This window comes from Verrucosispora sp. WMMD1129 (assembly GCF_029581255.1).
Taxonomy (GTDB): domain Bacteria; phylum Actinomycetota; class Actinomycetes; order Mycobacteriales; family Micromonosporaceae; genus Micromonospora; species Micromonospora sediminimaris.
In genome coordinates, this window is the sequence record NZ_CP120741.1 from 2,067,328 (window position 1) to 2,092,070 (window position 24,743).

The following is a 24,743-nucleotide window of genomic DNA, read 5'->3' on the forward strand; positions in this document are numbered from 1 at the left end:
ATCGGAATAGGCTGGGCAGATGGTCGAGGAGGAGCGGAAGTTCGCGGTGGAGACCGGGTGGCTGCTGCCCGACCTCTCCCCCGCCGTGCCGGCCTCGGGGAGCGTCCGGGCGCTGGCACCGGCGACTCTCATCGCCACCTACCACGACACCGTGGATCTCCGGCTGGCCCGGGCGGGCGTCTCGCTGCGGTACCGCGAGGGTGACGAGGTGCCGTGGACGGTGAAGTTGCCCACCGGCAGCCCCGGCCTCCGCCACGAGATCTCCCGCCCGGGCGCCGCCGACGCGATGCCGGCGGAGCTGGTCGAACTGGTCACGGTGTACCACCGGGGCGCCGCGCTGACCCCGGCGGCGGTGGTGCGTACCGTCCGGCACGCTCAGGAGATCGTCGACGAGACGGGCCTGGTGCTGGTCGAGGTCGTCGACGACCAGGTCACCGTGCTGGACGCCGAGGGTGCCACCACAGGTGCCTTCCGCGAGGTGGAGGTCGAGCGCAAGGCCGGTGACACGGCACTGCTCGACCGGCTCAGCGAGCTGCTACGTGCTGCCGGCGCCCAGGGTGGCGACTTCACCCCCAAGCACGTACGCGCGCTCGGCCGGGCGGCCACCGCCGAACCGGACCTGGTGGCTCCGGACGAGCTGCCGGCCGATCCGAGCGCCGCGGCGGTGGTCACCGAGGCGGTACGCCGCGAGGTGGCCCGGCTGTTGGCGCACGACCCGCTGGTCCGGCTGCGTGCACCGGTCGGCGACGACGACACCGCCGTGCATCAGATGCGAGTGGCCTGCCGGCGGTTGCGCAGCGACCTGAAGACCTTCGGTCCGCTGGTCCGCCCCGCGTGGGCCCGGCCGCTGCGTACCGAGCTGAAGTGGCTGGCGGATGCCCTGGGGCCGGCCCGGGACACGGAGGTGCTGCGGGAGCGGTTGCGTCGCACCGCCGCCGTCGACCCGGTGAGCCCGGTGGATCCGGCGGCAGTCGACCGGCTGGACGCCGTGCTCGCCGGCTGGCAGGAGGAGGCGCTGACCGGGGTCGACGAGGCGCTGCGCTCGCCCCGGTACCTCGCCCTGATCGACGCGCTGGTGCTGGCGGCCCGGTCGCCGCGACTCACGCCCCGGTCGGACGCACCGGCCCGGCGGGTGCTGCCTCGAATCGTGGCCCGTCCGTGGCGACGGCTGGCCGGCACGACGAAGAAGCCCGGCGGCGTCGCGATGTTGCATCCGGCCGGGCCCGACGAGCAGTGGCACACCGTACGCAAGCAGGGCAAGCAGGCCCGCTCGGCGGTCACGGCGGTGGCGCCGGTGCTCGGCGGCGACGCGGCGAAGCTGGCCCGGGCGTTGACGAAGGTGCAGAACCTGCTCGGTGAGCACCAGGACGCGGCGGTGGCCGCCGAGACCTGGCGGGCGGTGGCCGAGGCTCGGCCCGACGACCATCAGTTGGCGGTGGCCGCGGGCCGGCTGCTGGAACGCGAGCGGGCGGCCGTGCGGCGGGCACGCGCCGACTTCCCGTACGCCTGGCGGCGAGCCAGCCGGCGACGCCGGACCCGGTGGCTGGCGTGACCGCGATCCGGGCGGCCGGCGGCGTGGTGTGGCGACCGGCGGGGGTCGACCGCGTCGAGGTGTGCCTGGTGCACCGGCCCCGGTACGGGGACTGGACGCTACCGAAGGGCAAGCTGGAGCCGGGCGAGCATCCGTTGCTCGCCGCCGCCCGGGAGGTTGCCGAGGAGGCCGACGCGCAGGCCGCGCCGCAGCTACGGCTGCCATCGGTGCGGTACCGCAGCGAAGGCCGACTCAAGGTGGTCGACTACTGGTCGATGCGGGCGGTGGGCACCGGCGGATTTCAGCCGGACACCGAGGTCGACGAGGTCCGTTGGCTGGCTGTGGACGACGCGATGACCCTGGTGAGCTATCCGCACGACGTGGAGGTGCTGGCCGCGTTCGCGGCGCTGCCGCCGGTCACCGCGGCCCTGGTGCTGGTGCGGCACGGCCACGCCGGCAAGCGGCTGGCCTGGCCCGGCCCGGACACCGGGCGGCCGCTGGACGCCCGTGGCTGGTCCGAGGCGCAGGCGTTGGCACCGCTGATCGGGCTGGTCCGCCCGGCACGGCTGCTCTCCGCGTCGCCTCGCCGGTGCGTGCAGACTCTCGACCCGGCCGCAGCGTTGCTGGATCTGCCGATCGAGGTCTGCGGCGACCTGGACGAGCCGAGCACCGGCCAGCAGCCCGACGAGTGCGTGCTGGCCGCCGCCGCACGCCTGGCGGCGCTGGCCGCCGCCGGGGAACCGGCGGCGGTGTGCAGTCAGGGCAAGGTGATTCCCGGCGCGCTGGAGCGGTTGGCCGGGCGGTGCGGCGACTGGACCACCGGCAAGGGCGGCGGTTGGCTGCTCGCCTTCACCGGTGACCGCCTCGTCGCCGCCGACCGCCTCTGACCGGCTGCCTCTCTCAGCGGTCGGGCAGGGTGAGGGTGACGGCTACCGGCAGGTGATCGCTGGCGGTGCCCGGCACCGCTGCCGCGTCGGCGGCGGTCAGGTCGGGTGAGACGAAGACGTGGTCGATCTGCTCGTGCGGATCGTCCGCCGGGCTGGTCGGCAGCGGGCGGGCGGCGGCGAGCGCGTCGACCAGGCCGGCGCTAGTGAACGCGGTGAAGGCCGGATCGCCCGGCTCGGTGTTGAGGTCACCGGCGACCACCAGCGGCGCGCCGTCGGCGTACCCGGTGGCGAAGTCCGCGACGGCACGGGCCTGGACCACCGGGTCCGCACCGGGCGGCGGTTGCAGGTGGGTGCTCACCACGGCCAGGCGTACGCCGGCACTGAGGTCGACGGTGACGCCGAGCGCCTGTGCCCCGGTGGGCGCGCCCACCGGGGGCAGCGGACGGGTACGCGCCCGTTGCACCGGCCAGCGACTGAGCACCGCGTCCCCCCACAGCGGGTCGGCGGCGGGCGCGAAGACGTAGGGCATCCCCAGCCGGGCGGCGAGCAGGCCCAGCGTGTCGTGGCCACCGTTGAGCAGCCAACCCCGGTCGACCTCGCTGAGCACCACCACGTCGGCGCGACCGACCGCCCGGTCCAGGGCGGTGAGGTCGAGGCGGCCGTCGAGGCCGAAGCCCATCCGGATGTTGTACGCCACCAGCCGCACCCGCTCGGGCGGCCCGCCCCGGTTGCTGGCCACCAGCCACGGCCCGTACAGCCAGGCGGCGGCGAGGGCGACGACGGCGGCCAGCACCGCGAGCCGCCGCTGGGGAAGCCCTGGCGCGGGTTCCCCCGGCGATGGCCGGTGCCCGCCGGACGCGGTCACGCCGCGCATCGCGACCACCCCGGTCAGGGCGGCCACCACGGCCGGCACCCACTCGTTGGGATAGCCGAGGTCGTAGGCGGCGTAGTACACCAGCGCGGCGACGGCGAAGACGAGCATCCCGCCCACCACCGCGTAAGCCGGGCCCGTGCCGGTCCGGACGGCCCGCTGCGACGACGGTCCGCCAGCGGCCAGGCCGAGGCAGCCGCCCAGCCCCGCCGCGCTGGCCAGGATGGCGAAGGTGAGCAGCGTCGGCGGGCCGTAGCCGAACAGCAGAGCCCCGGCGAGCAGCAGCACCGGTGGCACCGCCCGCCACCGTGGGCGCACCGGAGTCAGCGCACCGAGCAGGAACAGTGGTGCCGCGACACCCAGCGGCGCCAACGCGAACGGTGGTGGCGCGGCGGTGCCGGCCTCGCCGTACCAGTAGGACATGGCGCTGATCGCGACCGCGGGTGACAGCGCCACCATGCCGCCGAGCAGCAGCGCCGGCCCGACGAGCAGCCAGGCCCGGCGGTTCGGCGGGGCATGGTCGTCGACCGGCGGGCCGGCACCGTCGACCGGCAGCGTGGCGCTGCGGCCGCGGCCGAGCGCCGTCTCGGTGGCCAGCAGCGCGGCCACCACCGCCACGCTGGCCACCCACGCCGGCCATCGCTCCCACCACACCAGGTCGTACGTGCCGAGCAGGGCGTGGCCCAGCGCGCTCGCGGTCAGCCCCAGCACCAGCCCGGGTAGCGGGTGCGCGACCCGGGCGGCGGTGGCGGCCAGCCAGACCAGACCGGCGAACAGACCGGCGCTGGCCAGCCACAGTTGGGCCCGGCCACCCGGCGCGGCGGTGAGGGCGAGCCGGGCGGCACCGAGCACCAGCGCCGCAGTCACACCGACGGTGGCCGGGCCGACCCGCGCGACGAGGGCCGGCGCGGCGAGCGCCAGCACGAACCAGCCGACGGCGAACGCCCCGAGCAGCTCGGCCGGGGTCGAGGCGGCCTGACCGAAGATGGTGATGACCGAGGGCAGGAAGACCCGCAGCACGTCGGTCAGGACGACGATTCCCAGGGCCAGGGCGGCGGTGCCGAGACGACGCTGACTCAACGCGGTTCTCTTTCCGGCGAGGGGTGGTGCGGCGATTCTGCTGGCCGGGTCCCGGGCCGGTCAACGGTTCCCCACCGTGGCGGTGGACCGTCGGGGTGGACATGGCGAGGGCGCCCACCGTGTCGGCGGGCGCCCTCGTCGTACGACCGGCTCAGCGCCGGGTCGCAGCCTTCCTGGCCGGCGCCTTCTTCGCCGGTGCCTTCTTGGCCGCTGCGGTCTTGCGGGCCGCCGTCGCCTTGGTCGCCGCGGCGGTCTTCTTCGCCGGGGCGGCCTTCTTGGTGGCAGCCTTCTTCGCCGGAGCGGCCTTCGCGGTCGTCTTGGTCGCGGTGGTCTTCTTGGCCGCCGCGGTCTTGCTCGCCGTGGTCTTCTTGGCGGCGGTGCTCTTCGCCGCGGTCGTCTTCTTCGCCGCGGTCGCCTTGGCACCGGTGGCCTTGGCGGTGGCTCCGGCGGTCTTCTTCGCCGCAGCCGTGGCCTTCGGCACCTTGCCGCTGGCCACCATCTCCTTGAACCCGGCGCCGGGGCGGAACGTCGGCACCGAGGTCTTCTTGACCTTCACTGCCTCCCCCGTACGCGGGTTGCGGGCTGTTCGCGCGCCCCGTACACGCTTCTCGAACGCTCCGAAACCGGTGATCGCCACCTTCTCGCCCTTGGTGACCGCCGCCTGGACCTCAGCGAGGACCGCGTCGAGCGCGGCCGTCGCCGTTTTCCGGTCCCCCAGGCGAACGGCGAGCGCCTCGATGAGCTCGGCCTTGTTCACGACTTCCTCCTGATTGTGCAACTGACTCGACGCGAGCCATTCTGCGCGCACGGTATGCCCTGTGCTGGCGGGACACAAACATTCGGCGGAAAAAAGCCCTTGTGTCGTAACGGATTCGCCCCCACCGGTGGCACCGGTGGGGGCGAAATCGGCTACGGATCGGGGCGTTCGGGCTACGCGACCCGGGGCAGGAAGGCCGGTCGGTCGGCCTCGAAGGCGCTGATCCGGTCCTCGTGGCGGAGGGTGAGTCCAATGTCGTCCAAGCCCTCCATCAGCCGCCACCGGCTGAAGTCGTCGAGCGGGAACGACCAGGTTGCGGTGTCGACCCGCACCTCGCGAGCGGTCAGGTCGACGACCACCGGGGTGGTGGGATTCTCCTCGACCAGGCTCCAGATTTCTTCGACGGCTTTCAATTCCAGCTCTACCGGAAGCAGCCCTTCCTTCAGGGCGTTGCCGCGGAAGATGTCACCGAAGCGCGGCGAGATCACCACTCGGAAGCCGTAGTCACGCAACGCCCACACGGCGTGCTCCCGCGATGACCCGGTGCCGAACTCGGGACCGGCCACCAGAATCGACGCTCCCGAATAAGCTTGATCGTTGAGCACGAATGCCGGATCCTCGCGCCACGCGCTGAACAGCCCGTCGGCGAATCCGGTCCGGGTCACCCGCTTGAGGTACACGGCGGGGATGATCTGGTCAGTGTCCACGTCGGACCGCCGCAGCGGCAGGGCGGTACCGGTGTGCACGGTGAACTTGTCCATGTCGCAGCCCTTCTACAGGTCGGCGGGAGCGGCCAGCCGGCCGACGACGGCGGTGGCGGCGGCCACCGGCGGGCTGACCAGGTGGGTACGCCCACCCCGGCCCTGGCGGCCCTCGAAGTTCCGGTTGGAGGTCGAGGCGGCGCGCTGCCCCGGCGAGAGCGTGTCCGGGTTCATGCCCAGACACATGGAGCAGCCGGCGAAGCGCCATTCGGCACCGGCATCGGTGAAGACCTTGTCCAGCCCCTCCGCCTCGGCGGCCTCCCGCACCGCGGCCGAGCCGGGTACCACGAGCATGCGTACCCCGTCAGCCACCCGGTGGCCGCGCAGCACGTCGGCGGCGGCGCGGAGATCCTCCAGGCGCCCGTTGGTGCACGAACCGACGAAGACCACGTCGACGGGGAGGTCCCGCAGCGCGGTGCCGGGGCGCAGGTCCATGTACGCCAGGGCGCGACGGGCGGCGGCCCGCTCCGGCTCGGTGACGAACTCCTCCGGATCCGGTACAACCGCGCCCAGCGGTGCGCCCTGCCCGGGGTTGGTGCCCCAGGTGACGAACGGCGTGATCTCGGCGGCGTCCAGCGTCACCTCCGAGTCGAAGGTCGCGCCCTCGTCGGTGGGCAGCGTCCGCCAGTACTCCAGCGCCGCGTCCCAGTCGGCGCCGCTGGGTGCGTTGGGGCGCCCCTTCAGGTACGCGAAGGTGGTCTCGTCCGGCGCGATCATGCCGGCCTTGGCGCCCCACTCGATGGACATGTTGGCGATCGTCATTCGTCCCTCCATGGACAGCGCCCGGATCGCCTCACCCCGGTACTCCACGATGTGCCCGCGCCCGCCGCCGGTGCCGACCTTGGCGATCAGGGCGAGCACCAGGTCCTTGGCGGTGACGCCGGGGCCGAGCTGACCGTCGACGGTGACCGCCATCGTCTTCGGTCGGGCCTGCGGCAGCGTCTGGGTGGCCAGCACGTGCTCGACCTCGCTGGTGCCGATGCCGAACGCCAGGGCACCGAACGCGCCGTGCGTGGCAGTGTGCGAGTCACCGCAGACGATTGTCATGCCGGGCTGGGTGAGGCCGAGCTGCGGACCGATGACGTGCACGATGCCCTGGTTGGCGTCGCCGAGCGGGTGCAGCCGTACGCCGAACTCGGCGCAGTTGCGTCGCAGCGTCTCGATCTGGGTGCGGGAGGTGGGGTCGGCGATGGTGAGCAGGTCGCCACGGCGCTGCTGGAACGAGGGATCGGCGTACCCGGTCGGGGTGTTGTGATCCTCGGTGGCCAGCGTGAGGTCGGTACGCCGCACCCGGCGGCCGGCCATGCGCAGGCCGTCGAACGCCTGCGGACTGGTCACCTCGTGCAGCAGGTGCAGGTCGATGAAGAGCAGATCGGGCTCACCATCGGCGGACCGGACGACGTGTGCGTCCCAGACCTTCTCGGCCAGGGTCCTCGGCTCAGGAGTGACTCCCACCATCTGGACATCCTAAATTCTGGGAGGTAAATTTCGGCTTGTGGGACACAGTATGAGCGGTGTCGGCGTTCTCGACAAGGCGGTGGTCATCCTGGCCGCCTGTGTCGACGGCGCCAGCCTGGCCGAACTCGTTGAACGCACCAAGCTGCCCCGAGCCACCGCACACCGGCTGGCCCAGGCGCTGGAGATCCACCGGATGCTGGTCCGGGACACACAGGGTCGCTGGCGTCCCGGTCCACGCCTGGGTGAGCTGGCCAACGCGGCGCCGGATGTGCTGCTGACCGCGGCCGAGCCGTTGCTGGCCGCGCTGCGGGACGCCACCGGCGAGAGCGCCCAGCTCTACCTGCGCCGGGCGGACGAGCGGATCTGCGTGGCCGCAGCTGAGCGGGCCAGTGGGCTGCGCGACACGGTGCCGGTCGGCTCGGTGCTGCCGATGACCGCCGGATCGGCGGCGCAGATCCTGCTCGCCTGGGAGCCGCCCGAGGCGGTGATGCCGCTGCTGCCCCGGTCGAAGTTCACCGGCCGCACCCTCGCCGAGGTACGCCGCCGAGGCTGGGCGCAGAGCGTCGCCGAACGCGAGGCAGGTGTGGCGAGCGTCTCGGCCCCGATCCGCGACCGCACCGGCCGGGTGATCGCCGCCATCTCCATCTCCGGCCCCATCGAGCGCCTCGGCCGCCGCCCCGGCGAACGCCACGCCATGGCCGTCGTCCGAGCCGGCCAACGCCTCTCCGGCCTCTGACCCCGTCGATCCCGTTGACCCCGTCGATCCCGCCAACCCTGTCGATCCCGTTGATCAAGAAGTTTTGGTCGCCGCCACGCGGAGTCCAGGGCGCAAACTTCTTGGTCAACCCCGCAAGGCGGGTGGGTGGGTGGGTGGTGGGTGGGTGTGTGGTAGCCCCGACCGGATTCGAACCGGCGCTACCGCCTTGAGAGGGCGGCGTCCTGGGCCGCTAGACGACGGGGCCAGGGACTTTCCTGATTCACCAGCCCTGGTGGGCGGTGCGGCAGTAGTCTAGCCGCGCCGTCGCGGCCGGCCCGACAGGGGGTGGCGCGTCGGCGGGATCACGCCGATCAGGCTGCCCACGGAAGCGGAACGGCTTGCAGAAAGCGAAACGGCCCGCTCCGCACCAGCGGAACGAGCCGTGAACACCTGTAGCCCCGACCGGATTCGAACCGGCGCTACCGCCTTGAGAGGGCGGCGTCCTGGGCCGCTAGACGACGGGGCCAGAACACATCGCGGCACCACCCTTTCGGGCGGTGCCGCCGAACTCTACCAGATCTCGCTACCGGAGCCCCTCGCGGTGCATCGGTGCCGAACTCCACCAGAATCCAGCGGCCTCGATTCGTGACGAATCTCGGCTGCGCTGGGGTACCAGGACTCGAACCTAGACTAACTGAACCAGAATCAGTCGGGCTGCCAATTACCCCATACCCCATTGGCCCCTTGCGGCGCCGGGAACAAACTCTACCCTCCCGGCACCGACAGGCCAAATCGACTTCCCCAAACCGCTCCTGAGCTGCCAAAACGGCGATCAGGCCGCCGCCACGACCGGGTTCGTAAGCTCACCGATCCCCTCGATCCGGACGCTCACCGTATCCCCGTCGACGAGCGGGCTAACCCCCGCCGGAGTACCGGTCAACACGACGTCGCCGGGTAGCAGCGTCATCACGTGTGAGACGTACGACACCAGAGCCGGCGCGTCGAAGACCATGTCCCCGGTACGGCCCAGCTGCCGTACCTCCATTTCCTCCGGGTCGCGACCTACCTCGCAGCGGATCTCCAGGTCGGTGACGTCCAGCCCGGTGGTGATCCACGGCCCGATCGGGCAGAACGAGTCGAACCCCTTGGCCCGGGTCCACTGGCTGTCGGAGCGCTGGAGGTCCCGAGCGGTGACGTCGTTGGCGCAGGTGTAGCCGAAGATGGCCCGCTCCGCCGCGGCCCGGTCCGCCCGGCGGGCGCCCGGCGCGCCGATCACCACCGCCAGCTCGGCCTCGTGCTCGACCTGCTTGCTGAACTCCGGTAGCCGGATCGCGTCCCGGGGACCGATGACCGACGTCGAGGGCTTCAGGAACAACAACGGCTCCTTCGGCACCTCCGCGCCGTGTTCGGCGGCGTGCTCGGCGTAGTTGCGGCCGACACAGACCACCTTGCTGGGCAGGATCGGCGAGAGCAGCCGGACGTCGGACAACGCCCAGCGGACCCCGCTGAACGTGATCTGGCCGAACGGGTGGCCGGAGATCTCGGCGATGGTGAGCCCCTGCGGACCCGCCTCCGGCTCTCCCTCGACGACGCCGAACGACATTCCCTTGGCATGAGCGAAACGAGCGATACGCACCAGGCCAATGTAGTGCGGCCGGCGGACGATCGCCGAAGCTTACCCGCGCCGCCCACCCCCGGGGCCGGATTCGCCGCTTCGTACCCACACGACGCGCGCCCGCACCTAGCGTCGGCTGCGGAGGTTCGTTCGTATGCCTGCATCGACACGACACCACAAGACCCTCGCCGCGATCGTGCACTGCGTCGGTCTGCTGACCGCGCTGCCGGTGCTGCCGACCGCCACCGCTCCGGACGCACCGGCGGCCACCGCCCCGCACGCTGCACCGGCCGGGCGGCTCCAGCCCGCAGCGGCTGCACCCGACCCCAGCATGCCGGCCGCACCACCAGCGGTACCGACGCCGACCCGGGTGGTTTCGCCGGCCGCCAGGCCGAAGGTGAGCGTACGGGTCGCACCGGAGCGCAGCGCCGCGCCCGGGTACCGGATCGAGGTCCGTAACGCCGGCAAGACCCCGGTGGAGACGACCGTCCGTCAGGAACTCCCCGAGGGCGTCTCGGCGACGACGGTCAGCGACGGAGGTCGGGTGCTACGCCCCGGCGGGTCGCCGGCCACCGAGGTGACCTGGCGGTTGAAGCTGCCGCCGGACAGCACCACCACGCTGGGCACCACGCTCACCACGACCGGATCCCGACAGCCGGTGACCGCACCGACGTGCGCCTTCGCCAGCGACGGCCGGCAGCCGTACGACTGCGCGAGCGCCACCTGGACGGCGCCGGGGATGGCGGCGTCGCAGTCGCAGGAGGCCACGGGCTGGCGTCGGCAGGCACCCGCGCTACTGGCCGCCGGGGCCGCGCTGCTGGTGCTGGGCATGGTGGCACTGCTCACCTGGCGACACCGCCGACGGCCGGTGGCCGCGGCACTGGCCTCGGACGGGCCGGGCACCATCTATCCGCGCCCGGCCGCTCCCCGACCGCCGGCCCGGCGCCGCAAGCCACCGGTCTGGATCGTGGTGCCGGTGGCCGCGATCGTGCTGGCCGGCACGGTCGGCGCCGCCGCGTGGTCCGCCACCCGCCGGGTCACCGCGATCGACACGGACGGTCAGCCGACCAGCGGCGCCTGGAAGGGCACCGGGGTCGCCGGGAGCTTGGGTATGCCGCTACGCGAGGACGCGTTCGAGTTCACCGTCTACCGGATGACCTGCGAACCGGGCCGGGGCGCACGGCAGTGTCAGGCGACCGTCGGGGTCCGCAACCTCACCCCGGAGCATCAGAGCTGGCACGGGAAGTTGCAGCGGGCGTACCTGGCGAACGGCAACTGGGTCACCACCGACGAGCCGGCCACCCGCCGCGCGAACCAGGGACGCGACGTGTTCGCCGACCCGGTGGCCGCCGGCAGCCGGGTGGTGCTGCCGCTGGTCTTCACGATCAACGGGCGGGAGGCGCCGCAGCGGCTGGAGCTGCGCAGCGGCGTCTTCTCCGCCGGTGTCCGGGTCGACGTGCCCTGACCCGGACACCGGACCGCGGTCGTACCCTTGGTGCCGTGACCGCCGTGCCCGCCCCCGCCCCGCCCGCCGCCGTCGGCGCGGTCGGCGGGCGGGCCCACGCGCCGGTCGGGCGGCAGGTGACCAGCCTCCCCGCCGCCGTCTGGCGGCCGCTGCTGACCGGTCACGAACGGCGCGCCGACTCGCTGACCGCCGGCCACCGGGCCCGGCGGGCCACCGGACAACGCCACGCCATCGACGATTTTCTGTACGACTACTACGGCACCCGACCGTCGGTGCTCCGCCGTTGGCACCCAGGTGTCGGTGTCCGGCTGGAAGCCGGCCCGGAGGGCCCGGCACCACACCACTCGTGGCGCTGGTACGCAACCGACCCGGACGGCACGGTGCGGCTCGACATCGACGCGTTCCTCGCCGACCGGAGCGACTCGGTGCGGTTCATCCACCGGCTGCTGACCGCGATCGCGTCCCGCCCGGCCTTCACCGGCTGTTTCGGGCTGCACGAGTGGGCGATGGTGTACCGCCAGCGTGAGCACCGCCACCCGCTTCCCCTTCGGCTCGGCCAGCAGGGCACCGACGCGGTGGTCGAGGCGCACCAGATCCGGTGCACACACTTCGACGCGTACCGCTTCTTCACCCCCGACGCGGTCGAGCGCAACCACCTCCGACCGACCCGGGCCAGTCAGGTAGACCTCGACCAGCCGGGCTGTCTGCACGCCTCCATGGACTGCCACAAGTGGGCCACCAAGCTGGGCCCGGCCGTCCCCGGCGAGCTGGCGCTCGACTGCTTCGAGCTGGCCGGCGACATTCGGCTGCTCGACATGCAGGCGTCGCCGTACGACTTCTCCTCGTACGGTCAACCGCCGGTGGCCATTGAGACGCCGGAGGGCAAGGCCGAGTACGTGGCGCGGCAACGGGAGTTCGCGCGACGGGCCGGCCAGTTGCGGGCCCGACTGATCGAGGTCTGCTCGACGTTGCTCGACCGCGCTTCGTAGGACTACTCGCCGTCGACCCGCCGGTCGCGCTTGCGTTGTCCGCGACGCTTCTTCTCGGCCAGCCGCCGTTCCTTGGCCGCCCGCGACGGGCGGGTCGGACGGCGTGGTGGCGGTGGTGGGGCCACCGCCTCGCGCAACAACGACACCAGGCGCTCCCGGGCCGCTTCCCGGTTTGCCAGCTGGGCCCGGTGCTCGCTGGCGGCGATCGTCAGCACGCCGTCGACCAGCCGTCCGGCGAGCCGGTCCAGGGCCCGGGTGCGCAGCGAATCGGGAATGCTCGGTGAGCCGGCCAGGTCGAAGCTCAGCTCGACCCGGGAGTCGGCTGTGTTGACGCCCTGCCCGCCCGGCCCGGAGGACCTGGAGAACCGCTCGCGCAGTTCACCGGCGGGAACCACCCAGCGGTCGGTCACCCGCAGTCCGTCGTCCACGCCCTGAGGCTAGCGCGGCGTGCGGGACGCGTTCGCACCAACGCCGCGAGCGCACCGCCAGCCTCAGGGCCCGGGGTCAGCGGGCGGGTCGCTCGTCCGCGCTGCTGCTCGGCGTCGGCACTGGTGCCGGGTCGTCGCTGCCACCGGCGGCGGCGTACGCGACCGCTCCGACCAGAAGCAGGGCGATGACGCCGACCTTCGTGGTGACGACTTTGATCAGCATCCAGGCGGCGCGACGCGCTCCGGGCACGGTCTTCTTCGCCGCCTGGTAGTCGTTCCAGCCACGCCGGGCGCGCGCGTACGACGACCCGACGCCACTTCCGATGATGAGGCCCACCAGCAGGAGGGCCGCGATGAGAGGACGCTCCACCCACGCCAGTATTCATACTGAGCGTAATATTTCCATTCTCCGATCATCGACCGCCGGAATCCGACAGTTGCCCCGATCTCCCCGTAATCGGACAGTGACTATCTGTAGCTATCCCCCCTTTCCGATGATCGTGTCAGCGGTCTGCTGCACCTGCTCGATCGGGATGGCGAACCCGATACCGATGGAACCGTTGCCGTCGATGGTCGCGATCGCGGTGTTCACTCCGACCACCTCACCCCGGGCATTGACAAGTGGTCCGCCCGAGTTGCCGGGGTTGATCGAAGCATCGGTCTGCACCGCCCGGTGCCGGTTGTCGCCGAGACGCACCTGGCGGTCCAACGCGCTGACGATGCCGGCGGTGACCGTGCCGGGCAGCCCAAGTGGCGACCCGACCGCCAACACCGGCTCACCGACCCGGGTCGAACCCGGCTTGGCCAATGGCAGCGACGTGAGGCCGGCCGACGCCGGCACCTTGAGCACCGCGAGATCACTGTCCGGCTCCCGGCCCACCACCTCCGCCGCGAACCGCCGGCCGTCCGGCAGTTCGACGGTCACCGGGCCACCCCGCCCCTTGGCGATGATGTGGTCGTTGGTGATGATGTGCTGCTCGGCGTCGACCGCGAAGCCCGAACCGCTCGCCGAGCCATTCGTGCCGCCGCCCACCAACACCGACACCACGCCGGGCACGGTCTTCTCTGCGGCGGTCACCAACTCCGCCGGGACCGGGGCTGCGGACGCGGCGGCCGGTCCCGTGACACCGTCCCGGCCGGCCACCCAACCACCGGCAAGTGCCCCCGACCCGGCAGAGATCGACACCATCGCCAGCCCGGCCAGCAGTCTGCGGCGCCAGCCGCCGAGCAAACGCTCCCGGTTCTGCGACGCCGCGTCCGACCCGCCCCGCCCGTCCGGGTCGAGATCGGGCGAGACGAACCAGGGCCCACGTGGCTCGCCCAGTCCGGTCTGCACTGCCATACGTACGCTCCTCACGTGTGCGGCCTGCTGTGGCCGCTGTCGCGGATCGGGCGGTCGGATTCAGGGCAGGCGGGAGAACCAGCGCATCGAGCCGACCGCCGCGCCCATCGCGAAGACCAGCCCGAGCCCGATGAACCGGGCCGAGACGTCCTGCCGCACCTTGCGCCAACCCACCGAACTGCCGATGTCGTCGTAGACGGCCCGCAGTTCGGCGCTCGTACCGGCCTCGTGGAAGCCGCCCCCGGTCTGCTCGGCCACGGCCCGCAATGTCTCCCCGTCCACCGGCACCTGGATCGGCCGCCCACCCCGGTCGACGAAGCCGCCCGGGGTACCGAACGAGATGCTGTGCACCGGTACGTCGAGGGCCACCGCCTCGGCGGCGGCCTCCACCGGATCCATGCCCGAGGTGTTCGCACCGTCGGAGAGCAGGATGATCCGGGCCGGTGGCGGCTCGGTCGCGGCCTTGTCGTCCAGTGCCTTCACGGCGCCCAGCGAGGTGCTGATCGCCTCGCCGATCGCGGTGCCCTGCACACCCGTCGCCCCCTCGGCCAGCCGTTCGATCCCGTCGTGCAGCGCTTCCCGGTCGGTGCCCGGTGGCACCAGCACCGCCGCGCTGCCGGCGAACGCGACAAGCCCCACGTTGAACTCCCGGGGCAGGCCGTCGGCGAACCGCCGGGCGGCGCCCTTCGCCGCGCTGAGCCGGTCCGGATCGACGTCACCGGCGAGCATCGAGGTGGAGACGTCCACCGCCACCATCACGGTGGCGCGTTCCCGGGGCACCCGGACCTCGGCGGTGGGACGGGCGAAGCCGACCACGAGCAGGGCCAGCATCGCCAGGAAGAGGCCGGCCGGCAGGTGTCGACGCCAGGTCGGACGCCGGGGCGCGACCCGGTCGAGCAATCGCAGATTGGTGAAGCGGACCACGTACCGGCTGCGCCGCCGCTGGGCCACCAGGTACGCCGCCGCCAGTGCGAGAACGCCGAGCAGCAGCCAGAGCCGGACGGGTGACTGCCAGATCACGCCGCACCTCCCCGACGTGCCGGGGCCGCTGCGGACGCCAGCCGGCGCTGCGCGTGCACGTGCCGAACGATGTCGACGGTCCAGTCCCGGTCGGTGCGGAGCGCCAGATGGGTCGCACCGGCCCGGCGCAGCGCGTCCCGGACCTGTTCCCGCTGGGCGGCAGCCGCCGCCGCGTAACGCTCGCGCAGGTGGCGGTCGCCGGTCCACACCTCGCGGTGCTCGCCGGTCTCCGGGTCGACCAGGGTGATCAGACCGACGTCCGGCAGTTCCCACTCGCGGGGGTCGGTGACCTCGACCGCGAGCACCTGGTGACGCACCGTGAGCCGACGTAGCGGACGCTCCCACCGGGCCGGCAGCCGCGCATCGTCGGGCAGGCCGTCGAGGAAGTCGGAGACCACCACCACCAGACCACGCCGGTGGGCGACCCGGCGCACCTCGGCCAGCGCGTCAGCCAGCCCAGCGGCGGGCGCGGGGTCCGGTTGGTCGCCGGCCCGGGGCGCGGCCAGCAACGCGCGCAACAGCCCCAACAGGTGGGTACGCCCGCCGCGGGCCGGCACCCGGTGCAGCCCGTGGGGGGTGAGCACCTGCGCACCGAGCCGGTTGCCCGGTCCGGCGGTGAGGAAGCCGATGGTGGCGACCGCGGCCACCGCCAGTTCGCGCTTGTCCAACTCGGCGGTGCCGTACTCCATGCTGGGGCTGGCGTCGACCAGCAGCCAGGTGGTCAACTCCCGGTCGGCGTCCACTTCCCGCACGTGCGGGACGGCGGTGCGGGCCGTCACCGACCAGTCCATCCGGCGCACCTCGTCCTCACCTGGTCGGTACTCGCGACTGCCCGCCGGTTCGCTGCCCGGGCCGGGCAGCAGACCATGCCGCTCGCCGTGCAGCAGGCCGTCGAGGCGCCGGGTCACAGTGAGTTCCAGCCGCCGCAACCGCTGGCCCGGAGTGAGGTCGGCGAGCATCGGATCCGCCGCGACGGGCGGCGTGGGGTTCCGGCGGCCCATCAGGCGGCTGCCAGGTCAGTCACGTACTCCGGCCTGGCGGTGGCCACCTGGGGCGGCGGAACCGCCTCGACCAGCCGATGGACGACCCATTCGGCGCTGACCCCGTCGGCGACCGCGTCGAAGGAGAGCACCAGCCGGTGGGCCAGCACGTCCACGGCGAGTTCCCGGACGTCGTCGGGGAGGACGTAGCCCCGCCCCCGGAGCAGGGCCTGGGCGCGGGCGGCCGAGACCAGGCCGAGGGTGGCGCGTGGACTGGCACCGTAGGCGAGCAGCCCGGCCACCTCCGGCAACCCGAACCGGCCCGGATCACGAGTGGCGAGGATGAGCCGGACCACGTACTCGGCGATGGCGTGATGGACGAACACCTGCCTGGCCTGATGCTGGAAATCGCGCAACCGGTCCGGGTCGAGCGCCCGGTGCGCCCGGGGACGGTCGGCGCTCATCCGGTAGAGAATCGCCAACTCGTCGGCGACGTCCGGGTAGTCGACGACGATCTTCATGAGGAAGCGGTCCCGCTGCGCTTCCGGCAGTTGGTAGACCCCTTCCGATTCGATGGGGTTCTGGGTGGCCAGCACCAGGAACGGCACCGGTACCGGGTGGCTGCGCCCGCCGATCGACACCTGACGCTCGGCCATCGCCTCCAGCAACGCCGACTGCACCTTCGCCGGCGCTCGGTTGATCTCGTCCGCCAGCACCAGGTTCGCCATCACCGGGCCCAGCTCGACGTCGAAGCTCTCCTTCGAGGCGCGGTAGATCCGGGTGCCGACGATGTCGGAGGGTACGAGGTCAGGGGTGAACTGGATGCGGGAGAAGCTGCCACCGACCACCGTCGCGAGGGTCTGCGCGGCCAGGGTCTTGGCCACCCCCGGTACGCCCTCCAACAGGCAGTGCCCGTCGGCCAGTAGCGCGACCAGAAGGCGTTCGACGAGCCGATCCTGCCCGACGATCACGCGTTTGACCTCGAAGAGCGTCTGGTCCAACTGCGCCGCGGTCGCGTCCGGATCGGCCGGGGTGGGCAGGCTGGCCATGGTGTCCGAGATGTCCGTCACGGTGCTTGCTTCCCGAGCCGACCGGCGGACAAACGTCGGAATTTCCGGCCCTCGACTGCCCAGACCAGGCGATCGGCACCGTTACCGGACAGCACCTCCGGGCGTTCGCTGGAGAGCCACCACACCGCACCTGCCGGGCCCGGCACGACACCGGCCTCCGTCGAGTGACGGAGGCCGGTGACAGTGGACGGTTCAGCGGTGCACGAGGAGGTAGAACGGCAGGTCGGCGGGGACACCCGCAGAGTCGCGGGTCTGGATGAAGACCGCGTTCGGGGTGAGCAGCCGCCGCGCGACCGAGATCTCACCGGCGGGCGGGATGCAGCACGAGTCCGGCCGGCCAATCGTCGCCACGTAGATGCCGCTGGTGACGTTGCTGCCGAACTGCACCTCGTACTCCCCGACGCCATACTTGATGACGACGCCGGCACCGCGGGCCTTGGTGCCGTTGGCGTTGACCGCCGTGGCGTAGAAGCCGCTGACGGCCTGGGCGCTCATCCCGTCACCCTTGGCGAGGGTGGCCTTCGCGCTGTTGAGCGAGGCCGTGGTGACGGCCGGCTGCTGGGCGGTGCGGGCGGTGGGCTGGGCAGACTCGGCGGTCGGCTTCGCCACCGCGATGCCGCCGCCGGCCAGGGCGAGCGCCAGTGCCGCGATCGCCACCGCAGCCGTCTTACGTCGGAATAATCTGGTCATGACGGGTCTCCCTTTTCCAGGCGTGGAGATACGGCCGACCCGTGGCACACGGGGCGGTTGTTGCCTTTTCGAGTCGGGCGGCAATGAGCGCTCACCGCCTGCACACCCCGTCCGGGAGCGCACCCGCAGACGTATCCCGCTCGCCGACCGTGATGCGCTCTGAGCTGGGGATTCTTGCCAGAACGCGGCCTCCTGAGCAGCTGAAACCTAGCACCGAAAAATGCCGGGGGTCAATAGTGCAAATGCTGTCGGCGAGTTGTCGGATCAACGCCAGCAATCGCGAAAAGTGAAGGCGTGAACAATTCGCGAAATCAATTCCGGATGCCGTTGGTGCATACTTTGCGGGCGCGGTCGGACCGGGTACCGCGACGCCGGGCGTCCACATCGGGCGAAGTTCAGTAACCTGCGTCCCGTGGAGATCACTCGCCGGGCCTGGCGGCCGTCGGCTGCCAGCCTGCTCTGCTGGCTGGCCGTCGTGCCGGGTGCAGGGTGGACGCTGGCGCGGTCGATCGGCCTGGACCGGGGACCGCTGGTGCAGGCGTTGGCCTTCACGCCGTACGTGACGCTCGGGAGCCTGGCCCCGCTGGTGCTCACGCTCGCCCTGCGCCGCCGGGCCCCGGCGTTCGTCGCGGCGCTGACCACGCTGATCCTGGTCGCGCTGGTGGCGCCCCGCGCCCTACCCGCTGCGCAGCCGAACGCCGCCGGGCCGACCGTGCGGGTGCTCACCGCCAATCTGCTCGCCGGTGCCGCCGACCCGGCGGCGGTGGTGGAGCTGGTCCGCACCCGGCAGGTCGACCTGCTGCTCGTGCAGGAGTTCACGCCGGCGGTCGAAGCCGAGCTGGACCGGCTCGGCCTCGACGAGTTGCTGGCGCACCGGCAGCTCAACCCGGTCGTCGGCACCCCCGGCTCGGGGCTCTACGCCCGCCACCCGCTCAGCGACGGCGGCATCCGCCAGCTACGCGGCGCCTGGGGCTTCACGCAGGCGTACGCGACCGTCACGGTGCCCGGCGCACCCCCGGTACGCGTCGAGTCGGCGCACCCGGCGGCCCCGTACGCGATCGATCAGGTGGGCTCCTGGCGCGCCGACCTGGCCGCCCAGCCGGCGGCCACCCCCGACGGACCGTTGAGCATCCTCGCCGGGGACTTCAACGCCACGCTCGACCACGGTCCGCTGCGCGCCCTGCTCGACACCGGCTACGTCGATGCCGCCGCCTCGGCCGGCGCCGGACTCACCGGCACCTGGGGGCCGTACGACGGCGATCCCATCCCGCCCGTGGTGATCGACCACGTGCTGGTGGACCGTCGCATCGCCGTGCGGGACGTGACGGTCCACCCGTTGCCCGGCAGCGACCACCGCATGGTCCTCGCCGAGCTGCGGCTACCCGCCGCCGAGCGCCGATAGGCGCGGCCCGGGCCACGCCGAGCGGGCTACACCCGGGCGCGGTCCAGCCCGTAGGTCAGCGCGTCGACCAGGGCGTGCCAGCTCGCCTCGACCACATTGGGGTGTACGCCGACGGTGGTCCAACCGCCGCCCCGCCCGTCGGCCGTCTCGACCAGTACCCGGGTCACCGCGCCGGTGCCGTGACTGCCCTCCAGGATCCGCACCTTGTAGTCGGCCAACTCGAAGTCCCGCAACTCCGGGTAGTGCCGGCCGAGGCCGACGCGGAGGGCCTCGTCCAACGCGTTCACCGGCCCGTTGCCCTCGGCCGTGGCGATCACCCGTTCCCCGCGTACCCTGATCTTGACGGTCGCCTCGGAGACGACCGCGCCGTCCTCGCGGTGCTCGACCAGCACCCGGTACGACTCCAGCGTGAACGGCCGCACCGGCGCGGCGTCCGGCAGCTCGGAGCGGACCAGCAGCTCGAACGAGGCATCGGCGGCCTCGAACGACCATCCGCCGGCCTCCAGTTCCTTGACCCGGTTAGTGACCCGGGACAGGGTCTCCGGATGGCCGGCCAGATCCAACCCCAGCTCGCGACTCTTCAGCTCGATGCTGGCCCGGCCGGCCATCTCGGTGACCAGGATCCGCATGTCGTTGCCGACCACCTCGGGCTCCACGTGGTTGTAGAGCAGCGGATCCACCTTGATCGCGCTCGCGTGCAGCCCCGCCTTGTGGGCGAAGGCCGCAGCCCCGGCGTACGCCTGATGGGTGTCGGGGGCGATGTTGGCGATCTCGGCGATGGCGTGGGAGACCCGCACCATCTGCTCCAGGCAGCCCTCCGGTAGGACCGGCAGCCCGAGCTTGAGTTGGAGGTTCGCGACGACCGCGAAGATGTCGGCGTTGCCGGGCCGCTCGCCGTACCCGTTTGCGGTGCCCTGCACGTGCCGGACCCCGGTCTCGACGGCGGCGATGGTGTTGGCCACCGCGCAGGCGGTGTCGTTCTGGGCGTGCATGCCGAGCAGCTCCGGCGCGACGCCGATCCGGTCGGTGAGGTCGACGATGGCGGCGGTCACCTGGGACGGCAGCATTCCACCGTTGGTGTCGCAGAGCACGAACCGCTCGGCGCCCGCCGCGAGCGCGGTCTCCACCACCGACGCGGTGTACGCCGGATCGTGGCGGTAGCCGTCGAAGCTGTGCTCGCCGTCGACGAAGACCCGCCGTCCCTCGGCGACCAGGTGGGCCACCGTGTCGTGGATCATCGCCAGGTTCTCCTTGGCGGTGGTGCGCAACGCACGCTCGACGTGCCGCAGGTCGGCCTTGGCGACCAGGGCGATCGCCGGGGTCTGTGCGTCGAGCAGACCTCGCACCTGCGGATCGTCGGCGGCCACCGCGCCGGCCCGCCGGGTGGCGCCGAACGCGACAAGCACCGCGTGCCTGAGGTCGAGTTCGGTGAGCGCCCGACGGAAGAACTCGGTGTCCTTCGGCACCGCGCCCGGCCATCCGCCCTCGATGAACCCGACCCCGAACTCGTCGAGCAGCCGGGCCACCGCGAGCTTGTCGACCACCGAGTAGCTGAGCCCCTCGCGCTGGGCGCCGTCGCGCAGCGTGGTGTCGTAGACCTGAAACGTCATGGTGATCCCTTCGTCAGGCACCGGCCAGCGCAACAAAAAGACCCCCCGCGGCTGCGGGAGGTCTGCGCGCTCGGCGAGGGGAAAGCCGGCGCGCTAGTTGCCAATAATGCGGGCGGTGCTGGTCACGATCGGTACTCTGCCACCTCCGGGTCGCTTTTGGGAGGCACAATCCACATCTCGGGACAGCCGGTGACGCCTGTGCCGGGTGGTTTTCCTGGTGTAGACCGCCCGTCCAGGGGTAGGAGCTTTCGGGACAACGAAACACCTTCCTCCGAGACGGCCCACCACGGCCGGGGCAGGAGACATCCCATGGACAGGCTCAACCCGAACACCACGAACGCCACACCGGACCCGGAGCTGCGCGCCGTCGACCAGAGCGTCGTCGCGGGCGGCACCCCCGCCGGCGCCTTCGACCCCTGGAGCTACCGGGACGAGGCCGGGGTGGCCGGCGCAAACCTGGTCGGCTACAAGGTGGAGGCCAGCGACGGCTCGATCGGCAAGATCGACAGTGACAGCACCGAGGTCAACGCCAGCTACCTGGTGGTGGACACCGGGCCGTGGATCTTCGGTAAGAAGGTCATGCTGCCGGCCGGCACGGTGAACCACGTCGATCACGAGGAGCAGAAGGTCTTCGTCGACCGCACCAAGGATCAGATCAAGGCAGCGCCGGAGTACGACGAGACGGCCACCGACCCGGCCTACCGGGACAAGCTCGGCGGTTACTACAACGACACGTACACGGCAATCCCGCCCGGTGGCCCACTGCGGTAAGGCACCCGACAACGTGACGGCCGGTGGGACGCTGTTCCACCGGCCGTTACCGTGTCCGGATGGACGCCACTGAGCAGACTCGCAGAATCCCCTTCACCAGGATGTTCAACTTCCGGGACGTGGGCGGCTACCGGGGCCTGGACGGTCGGGCCGTCCGTACCGGAAGGCTCTACCGCTCCGACTCGCTGCACGGGATGGATGAGGCCGACCGGGAGGCGTTCGCCGCGCTCGGCGTCCGGACCGTGGTCGACCTGCGCCGCCCGCAGGAGGTCGAGCGATACGGCCGGGTTCCCGACTTCGACGGCCTCACCTACCGGCACATCCACCCGGAGCACGCGCACTGGGAGGAGCGGCCGTACCAGCCCGACACCGACCTGGCCCGCTACCTGGCCGACCGGTACGCCGACCTGGCCCGCACCGGCACCGCCGGTCTCGCCGAGGCGATCGGGCTGATCGCCGACAGCGCGAACGCGCCGGTGGTGGTGCACTGCGTCGCCGGCAAGGATCGCACCGGCATCGTCTGCGGCCTGACCCTCGCGGTGCTCGGTGTCGAGGACGCCGAGATCGCGGCGGACTACGCGTTGAGCACCGAGGCGTCCCAGCGCTTCGCCGCCTGGGTGGCCACGGCCCATCCCGAAGTGCCCGAGCTGCCCATGCCGTACCTCTCCTCACCGGCCGAGACGATGCTGCTCTTCCTTGCCGAGATCCGGGAGGGGCACGGCTCGGTCGACGACTACCTGCGGCATGCCGGGGTCACCGACGAACAGCTTGCCGCCCTGCGTGACCACCTGCTGACCTAGTGCTGTGCCGAGACCGTGCCTGCGCGAGCTTCATGGGCACGGTCCGGCAGCGCAGGGGCCCCGCGCCACGCTCGGCGTGCCGACGGGGCCCGACGGACCACTCAGAACACGCGGTGGACCCAGTCGTGCGGGTCCTCCGCCTTGCCCCGCTGAAGATCCACGAGCTGTTGGCGCAGCGCCATGGTGACGCTCCCCGGCTCCCCGCCGGCCACGGCGAACTCCCCGTCCGGGAAGCGCACCTGCCCGATCGGCGTGATCACCGCCGCCGTACCGCAGGCGAAGACCTCGCGCAGCCGGCCGCTGGCGGCGTCCGCCCGCCATTCGTCGAAGGTCACCGGTCGCTCCTCGACCCGGTGCCCGGCCGCCGCGGCCAGGGTGAGCACCGACTCGCGGGTGATGCCCGGCAGGATCGTGCCGGTCAGCGGCGGGGTGGCGATCGACCCGTCGTCGTAGACGAAGAAGACGTTCATGCCACCCAGCTCGTCGACGAACCGGCGCTCCACGGCGTCGAGGAAGACCACCTGGTCGCAGCCGTGTTCGAGGGCCTCGGCCTGGGCGGCAAGCGAGGCGGCGTAATTGCCGCCGCACTTGGCCGCGCCGGTGCCGCCGGGCGCCGCCCGGGTGTAGTCGGGCGAGACCCAGACCGTCACCGGCTTGACCCCGCCGGAGAAGTACGCCCCGACGGGTGAGGCGATCACCGAGTAGAGGTACTCGTTGGCCGGGCGGACGCCGAGGAAGACCTCGCTGGCGAACATGAACGGCCGCAGGTAGAGGCTGCCGCCGTCATCGCCGTCGGGAATCCACTCCCGGTCGATCTCGATCAGCCGGTGCAGCGAGTCCACGAAGGTCTGCTCCGGCAGCGCCGGCATGGCCATCCGCGCGGCGGAGGTGTTGAACCGGGCCGCGTTGGCGTACGGGCGGAACATGGTCACTCCGCCGTCGGCCGCCCGGTACGCCTTCATGCCCTCGAAGATTTCCTGCGCGTAGTGCAACACGGCACTGGCGGGATCCATCGGGATCGGCGCGCGCGCCTCGACCCGGGCGTCGTACCAGCCCTTGCCGTCGGCGTAACGGATGGTGACCATGTGGTCGGTGAACACCCGGCCGAACCCGGGGTTTGCCAGCAGCGCAGCCCGGTCGGTGGCGGATACCGGTGCGGGGTTCGGACGGATCTCGAAGTCGATCTTGTCACCACCGCTCATCGCGCTGACCTCCCTGGGGGACGACGGCATGCGCCGACCGCACGCCGGAAACATTGTTTGTGCCAGAAACCTACCCCGAACGGTCGTTCAGCGGATAGGTCCACCGGTGGACAGGTGGCACATCATCGGTGGCGGTCGCCGCTCCCTACCCGGCCGGACCGGCGGAGCGTCGACGGCCAGTGGGCGGCGACCGGTTCAGCCGGCGGCCTGCGCCGCGATCCGGTCGCCCACCTCGGCGGTACGTACCGTTGCCTCGGGACTCCGGGCGGCCAACTCCGCGCTGACCGCGGCGGTGATCCGGGCGGCGGCGTCGGCGTGCCCGAGCTGGTCGAGCAGCAGGGCCGCCGAGAGCACAGCGGCGACCGGGTCGGCGACGCCGCGACCGGCGATGTCCGGCGCGGAGCCGTGCACCGGCTCGAACATCGACGGGTACGCCCCGTCGGGGTTGATGGAGCCGCTGGCCGCCAACCCGATGCCACCGGTGACGGCGGCGGCGATGTCGGTGAGGATGTCGCCGAAGAGGTTGTCGGTGACCACGACGTCGTACCGCTGCGGCTGGGTGACCAGGAACATCGCCGCGGCGTCGACGTGCTGGTACTCGGTGGCGATGTCCGGGTGCTCGGCGGCGACCGCGTCGAAGGTGCGCGACCACAGCGAGCCGGCGTGGGTCAGCACGTTCGTCTTGTGCACCAACGTCACCTTGCGCCGCTCGCGCCGGGCCGCGCGAGCGAAGGCATCCCGGATCACCCGCTCCACACCGTGCCGGGTGTTCAGGCTCTCCTCGGTGGCGATCTCGGCCGGAGTGCCCCGGTGCAGCGAGCCGCCAGCGCCGGCGTACAGGCCCTCGGTGCCCTCCCGGACGACCACCAGGTCGACCTCGCCCGGCTTGACCGCCGCGAGCGGGCTGGTCACGCCCGGCCAGAGCCGCGACGGACGCAGGTTGACGTACTGGTCGAAGGCGAAGCGCAGCTTCAGCAGCAGACCCCGCTCCAGCACGCCGGGCGGCACGGTCGGGTCACCGACCGCACCGAGCAGGATCGCGTCGTGCCCGGCCAGCTCGCTGAGCACCGAGTCGGGCAGGACCTCGCCGGTGCGGTGGTAACGTGCCGCACCGAGGTCGTACTCGGTCACCTCGACACCGGGCAGCACCGCGTCGACGACCTTGCGAGCCTCCGCGACCACCTCGGGGCCGATCCCGTCCCCGGCCACCACCGCGATCCGTGCCACGTCCGTCAGCTCCTTCGCTCGAATGGCTCGACGGTACGCCGCCGTCCCGCCCCCCGGTACGAGTGTTCCATCTTTCGGGAATTCGGTGAC

General features: G+C 72.1%; 23 protein-coding genes and 3 tRNA genes. 8 read left to right on the forward strand and 18 right to left on the reverse strand.

All coding sequences use genetic code 11. The annotated features are described in order from the left end of the window. The first annotated feature begins 19 nt into the window (after positions 1 to 19). Positions 20 to 1,552, forward strand: coding sequence for a CYTH and CHAD domain-containing protein (locus O7624_RS09400; RefSeq protein WP_282239717.1), 1,533 nt, complete (start codon positions 20 to 22; stop codon positions 1,550 to 1,552). Beyond that, on the forward strand, positions 1,540 to 2,418 hold the full coding sequence (locus O7624_RS09405) for an NUDIX hydrolase (RefSeq protein ID WP_282239718.1): 879 nt from the start codon (positions 1,540 to 1,542) through the stop codon (positions 2,416 to 2,418). The genes O7624_RS09400 and O7624_RS09405 overlap by 13 nt, the downstream gene beginning before the upstream one ends. 13 nt (positions 2,419 to 2,431) lie before the next feature. Here O7624_RS09405 and O7624_RS09410 read toward each other — a convergent pair whose 3' ends face one another. The 4 genes from O7624_RS09410 to leuC form a co-directional block, all read right to left on the reverse strand. Continuing rightward, on the reverse strand, positions 2,432 to 4,369 hold the full coding sequence (locus O7624_RS09410) for an endonuclease/exonuclease/phosphatase family protein (protein ID WP_282239719.1): 1,938 nt from the start codon (positions 4,367 to 4,369) through the stop codon (positions 2,432 to 2,434). A 151-nt stretch (positions 4,370 to 4,520) separates the two neighbouring features. Beyond that, positions 4,521 to 5,126, reverse strand: coding sequence for an HU family DNA-binding protein (locus tag O7624_RS09415; protein WP_093401739.1), 606 nt, complete (start codon positions 5,124 to 5,126; stop codon positions 4,521 to 4,523). 173 nt (positions 5,127 to 5,299) lie between these two features. Continuing rightward, positions 5,300 to 5,887 carry a 3-isopropylmalate dehydratase small subunit gene (leuD, locus tag O7624_RS09420; protein WP_093401740.1) on the reverse strand — a complete coding sequence of 196 codons (588 nt, stop codon included), beginning with the start codon at positions 5,885 to 5,887 and terminating at the stop codon, positions 5,300 to 5,302. A 12-nt stretch (positions 5,888 to 5,899) separates the two neighbouring features. Next, entirely contained in the window at positions 5,900 to 7,345 is a 1,446-nt protein-coding gene (gene leuC, locus O7624_RS09425; RefSeq protein WP_093401741.1) for a 3-isopropylmalate dehydratase large subunit, read from the reverse strand. A 49-nt stretch (positions 7,346 to 7,394) separates the two neighbouring features. Between leuC and O7624_RS09430 the strand changes: the two genes are divergently transcribed. Then, a complete protein-coding gene (locus O7624_RS09430) occupies positions 7,395 to 8,081 on the forward strand; it encodes an IclR family transcriptional regulator (protein WP_013284529.1) in 687 nt (228 codons plus the stop codon). Positions 8,082 to 8,231: 150 nt separating this feature from the next. Here O7624_RS09430 and O7624_RS09435 read toward each other — a convergent pair. From O7624_RS09435 to O7624_RS09450, 4 genes are all read right to left on the reverse strand, one after another. Next, positions 8,232 to 8,307, reverse strand: a tRNA-Glu gene (locus O7624_RS09435). A 188-nt stretch (positions 8,308 to 8,495) separates the two neighbouring features. After that, positions 8,496 to 8,568 (reverse strand) — tRNA-Glu (locus O7624_RS09440). Positions 8,569 to 8,706: 138 nt separating this feature from the next. Beyond that, a tRNA-Gln gene (locus tag O7624_RS09445) sits at positions 8,707 to 8,778 on the reverse strand. A 96-nt stretch (positions 8,779 to 8,874) separates the two neighbouring features. After that, the gene (locus tag O7624_RS09450; RefSeq protein WP_282239720.1) at positions 8,875 to 9,678 is read right to left on the reverse strand and encodes a fumarylacetoacetate hydrolase family protein; all 804 of its coding nucleotides are present in this window, start codon (positions 9,676 to 9,678) and stop codon (positions 8,875 to 8,877) included. Between the two features lie 133 nt (positions 9,679 to 9,811). Here O7624_RS09450 and O7624_RS09455 point away from each other — a divergent pair, with 133 nt between their 5' ends. Both O7624_RS09455 and O7624_RS09460 read left to right on the forward strand, forming a co-directional pair. Next, a complete protein-coding gene (locus O7624_RS09455) occupies positions 9,812 to 11,122 on the forward strand; it encodes a hypothetical protein (RefSeq protein ID WP_282239721.1) in 1,311 nt (436 codons plus the stop codon). Between the two features lie 35 nt (positions 11,123 to 11,157). Beyond that, positions 11,158 to 12,111, forward strand: a complete 954-nt coding sequence (locus O7624_RS09460) for a 3-methyladenine DNA glycosylase (protein ID WP_282239722.1) — start codon at positions 11,158 to 11,160, stop codon at positions 12,109 to 12,111. A gap of 2 nt (positions 12,112 to 12,113) precedes the next feature. On the opposite strand, the gene arfB is transcribed toward O7624_RS09460, so the two are convergent. The 7 genes from arfB to O7624_RS09495 form a co-directional block, all read right to left on the reverse strand. After that, a complete protein-coding gene (gene arfB / locus O7624_RS09465) occupies positions 12,114 to 12,539 on the reverse strand; it encodes an alternative ribosome rescue aminoacyl-tRNA hydrolase ArfB (RefSeq protein WP_093401744.1) in 426 nt (141 codons plus the stop codon). 76 nt (positions 12,540 to 12,615) lie between these two features. Further along, a complete protein-coding gene (locus tag O7624_RS09470; RefSeq protein ID WP_093401745.1) occupies positions 12,616 to 12,909 on the reverse strand; it encodes a hypothetical protein in 294 nt (97 codons plus the stop codon). Between the two features lie 108 nt (positions 12,910 to 13,017). Further along, positions 13,018 to 13,881 (reverse strand): trypsin-like peptidase domain-containing protein, encoded by an 864-nt coding sequence (locus tag O7624_RS09475; protein WP_093401746.1) that lies wholly within the window; start codon positions 13,879 to 13,881, stop codon positions 13,018 to 13,020. Positions 13,882 to 13,941: 60 nt separating this feature from the next. Beyond that, entirely contained in the window at positions 13,942 to 14,901 is a 960-nt protein-coding gene (locus O7624_RS09480; protein WP_282239723.1) for a VWA domain-containing protein, read from the reverse strand. Continuing rightward, the gene (locus O7624_RS09485) at positions 14,898 to 15,860 is read right to left on the reverse strand and encodes a DUF58 domain-containing protein (RefSeq protein WP_282240587.1); all 963 of its coding nucleotides are present in this window, start codon (positions 15,858 to 15,860) and stop codon (positions 14,898 to 14,900) included. The genes O7624_RS09480 and O7624_RS09485 overlap by 4 nt, the downstream gene beginning before the upstream one ends. Positions 15,861 to 15,901: 41 nt before the next feature. Beyond that, positions 15,902 to 16,951: a MoxR family ATPase gene (locus O7624_RS09490; RefSeq protein ID WP_282239724.1), complete on the reverse strand. Its 1,050-nt coding sequence runs from the start codon at positions 16,949 to 16,951 to the stop codon at positions 15,902 to 15,904. Positions 16,952 to 17,143: 192 nt separating this feature from the next. After that, on the reverse strand, positions 17,144 to 17,641 hold the full coding sequence (locus tag O7624_RS09495) for a hypothetical protein (RefSeq protein ID WP_282239725.1): 498 nt from the start codon (positions 17,639 to 17,641) through the stop codon (positions 17,144 to 17,146). Between the two features lie 454 nt (positions 17,642 to 18,095). Here O7624_RS09495 and O7624_RS09500 point away from each other — a divergent pair, with 454 nt between their 5' ends. Next, positions 18,096 to 19,043, forward strand: coding sequence for an endonuclease/exonuclease/phosphatase family protein (locus O7624_RS09500; protein WP_282240588.1), 948 nt, complete (start codon positions 18,096 to 18,098; stop codon positions 19,041 to 19,043). A gap of 26 nt (positions 19,044 to 19,069) precedes the next feature. Here the strand turns inward: O7624_RS09500 and cimA are convergent, their stop codons facing one another. Next, positions 19,070 to 20,653 carry a citramalate synthase gene (cimA, locus tag O7624_RS09505; protein WP_282239726.1) on the reverse strand — a complete coding sequence of 528 codons (1,584 nt, stop codon included), beginning with the start codon at positions 20,651 to 20,653 and terminating at the stop codon, positions 19,070 to 19,072. 309 nt (positions 20,654 to 20,962) lie between these two features. Here cimA and O7624_RS09510 point away from each other — a divergent pair, with 309 nt between their 5' ends. Both O7624_RS09510 and O7624_RS09515 read left to right on the forward strand, forming a co-directional pair. Further along, a complete protein-coding gene (locus O7624_RS09510; protein WP_093401752.1) occupies positions 20,963 to 21,424 on the forward strand; it encodes a PRC-barrel domain-containing protein in 462 nt (153 codons plus the stop codon). A 59-nt stretch (positions 21,425 to 21,483) separates the two neighbouring features. Next, a complete protein-coding gene (locus O7624_RS09515) occupies positions 21,484 to 22,224 on the forward strand; it encodes a tyrosine-protein phosphatase (protein WP_210938767.1) in 741 nt (246 codons plus the stop codon). Positions 22,225 to 22,325: 101 nt separating this feature from the next. On the opposite strand, the gene O7624_RS09520 is transcribed toward O7624_RS09515, so the two are convergent. Both O7624_RS09520 and O7624_RS09525 read right to left on the reverse strand, forming a co-directional pair. Further along, positions 22,326 to 23,426, reverse strand: coding sequence for a branched-chain amino acid aminotransferase (locus tag O7624_RS09520; protein ID WP_093401754.1), 1,101 nt, complete (start codon positions 23,424 to 23,426; stop codon positions 22,326 to 22,328). Between the two features lie 195 nt (positions 23,427 to 23,621). Next, positions 23,622 to 24,653 carry a 3-isopropylmalate dehydrogenase gene (locus tag O7624_RS09525; protein WP_282239727.1) on the reverse strand — a complete coding sequence of 344 codons (1,032 nt, stop codon included), beginning with the start codon at positions 24,651 to 24,653 and terminating at the stop codon, positions 23,622 to 23,624. Positions 24,654 to 24,743: the final 90 nt, after the last annotated feature.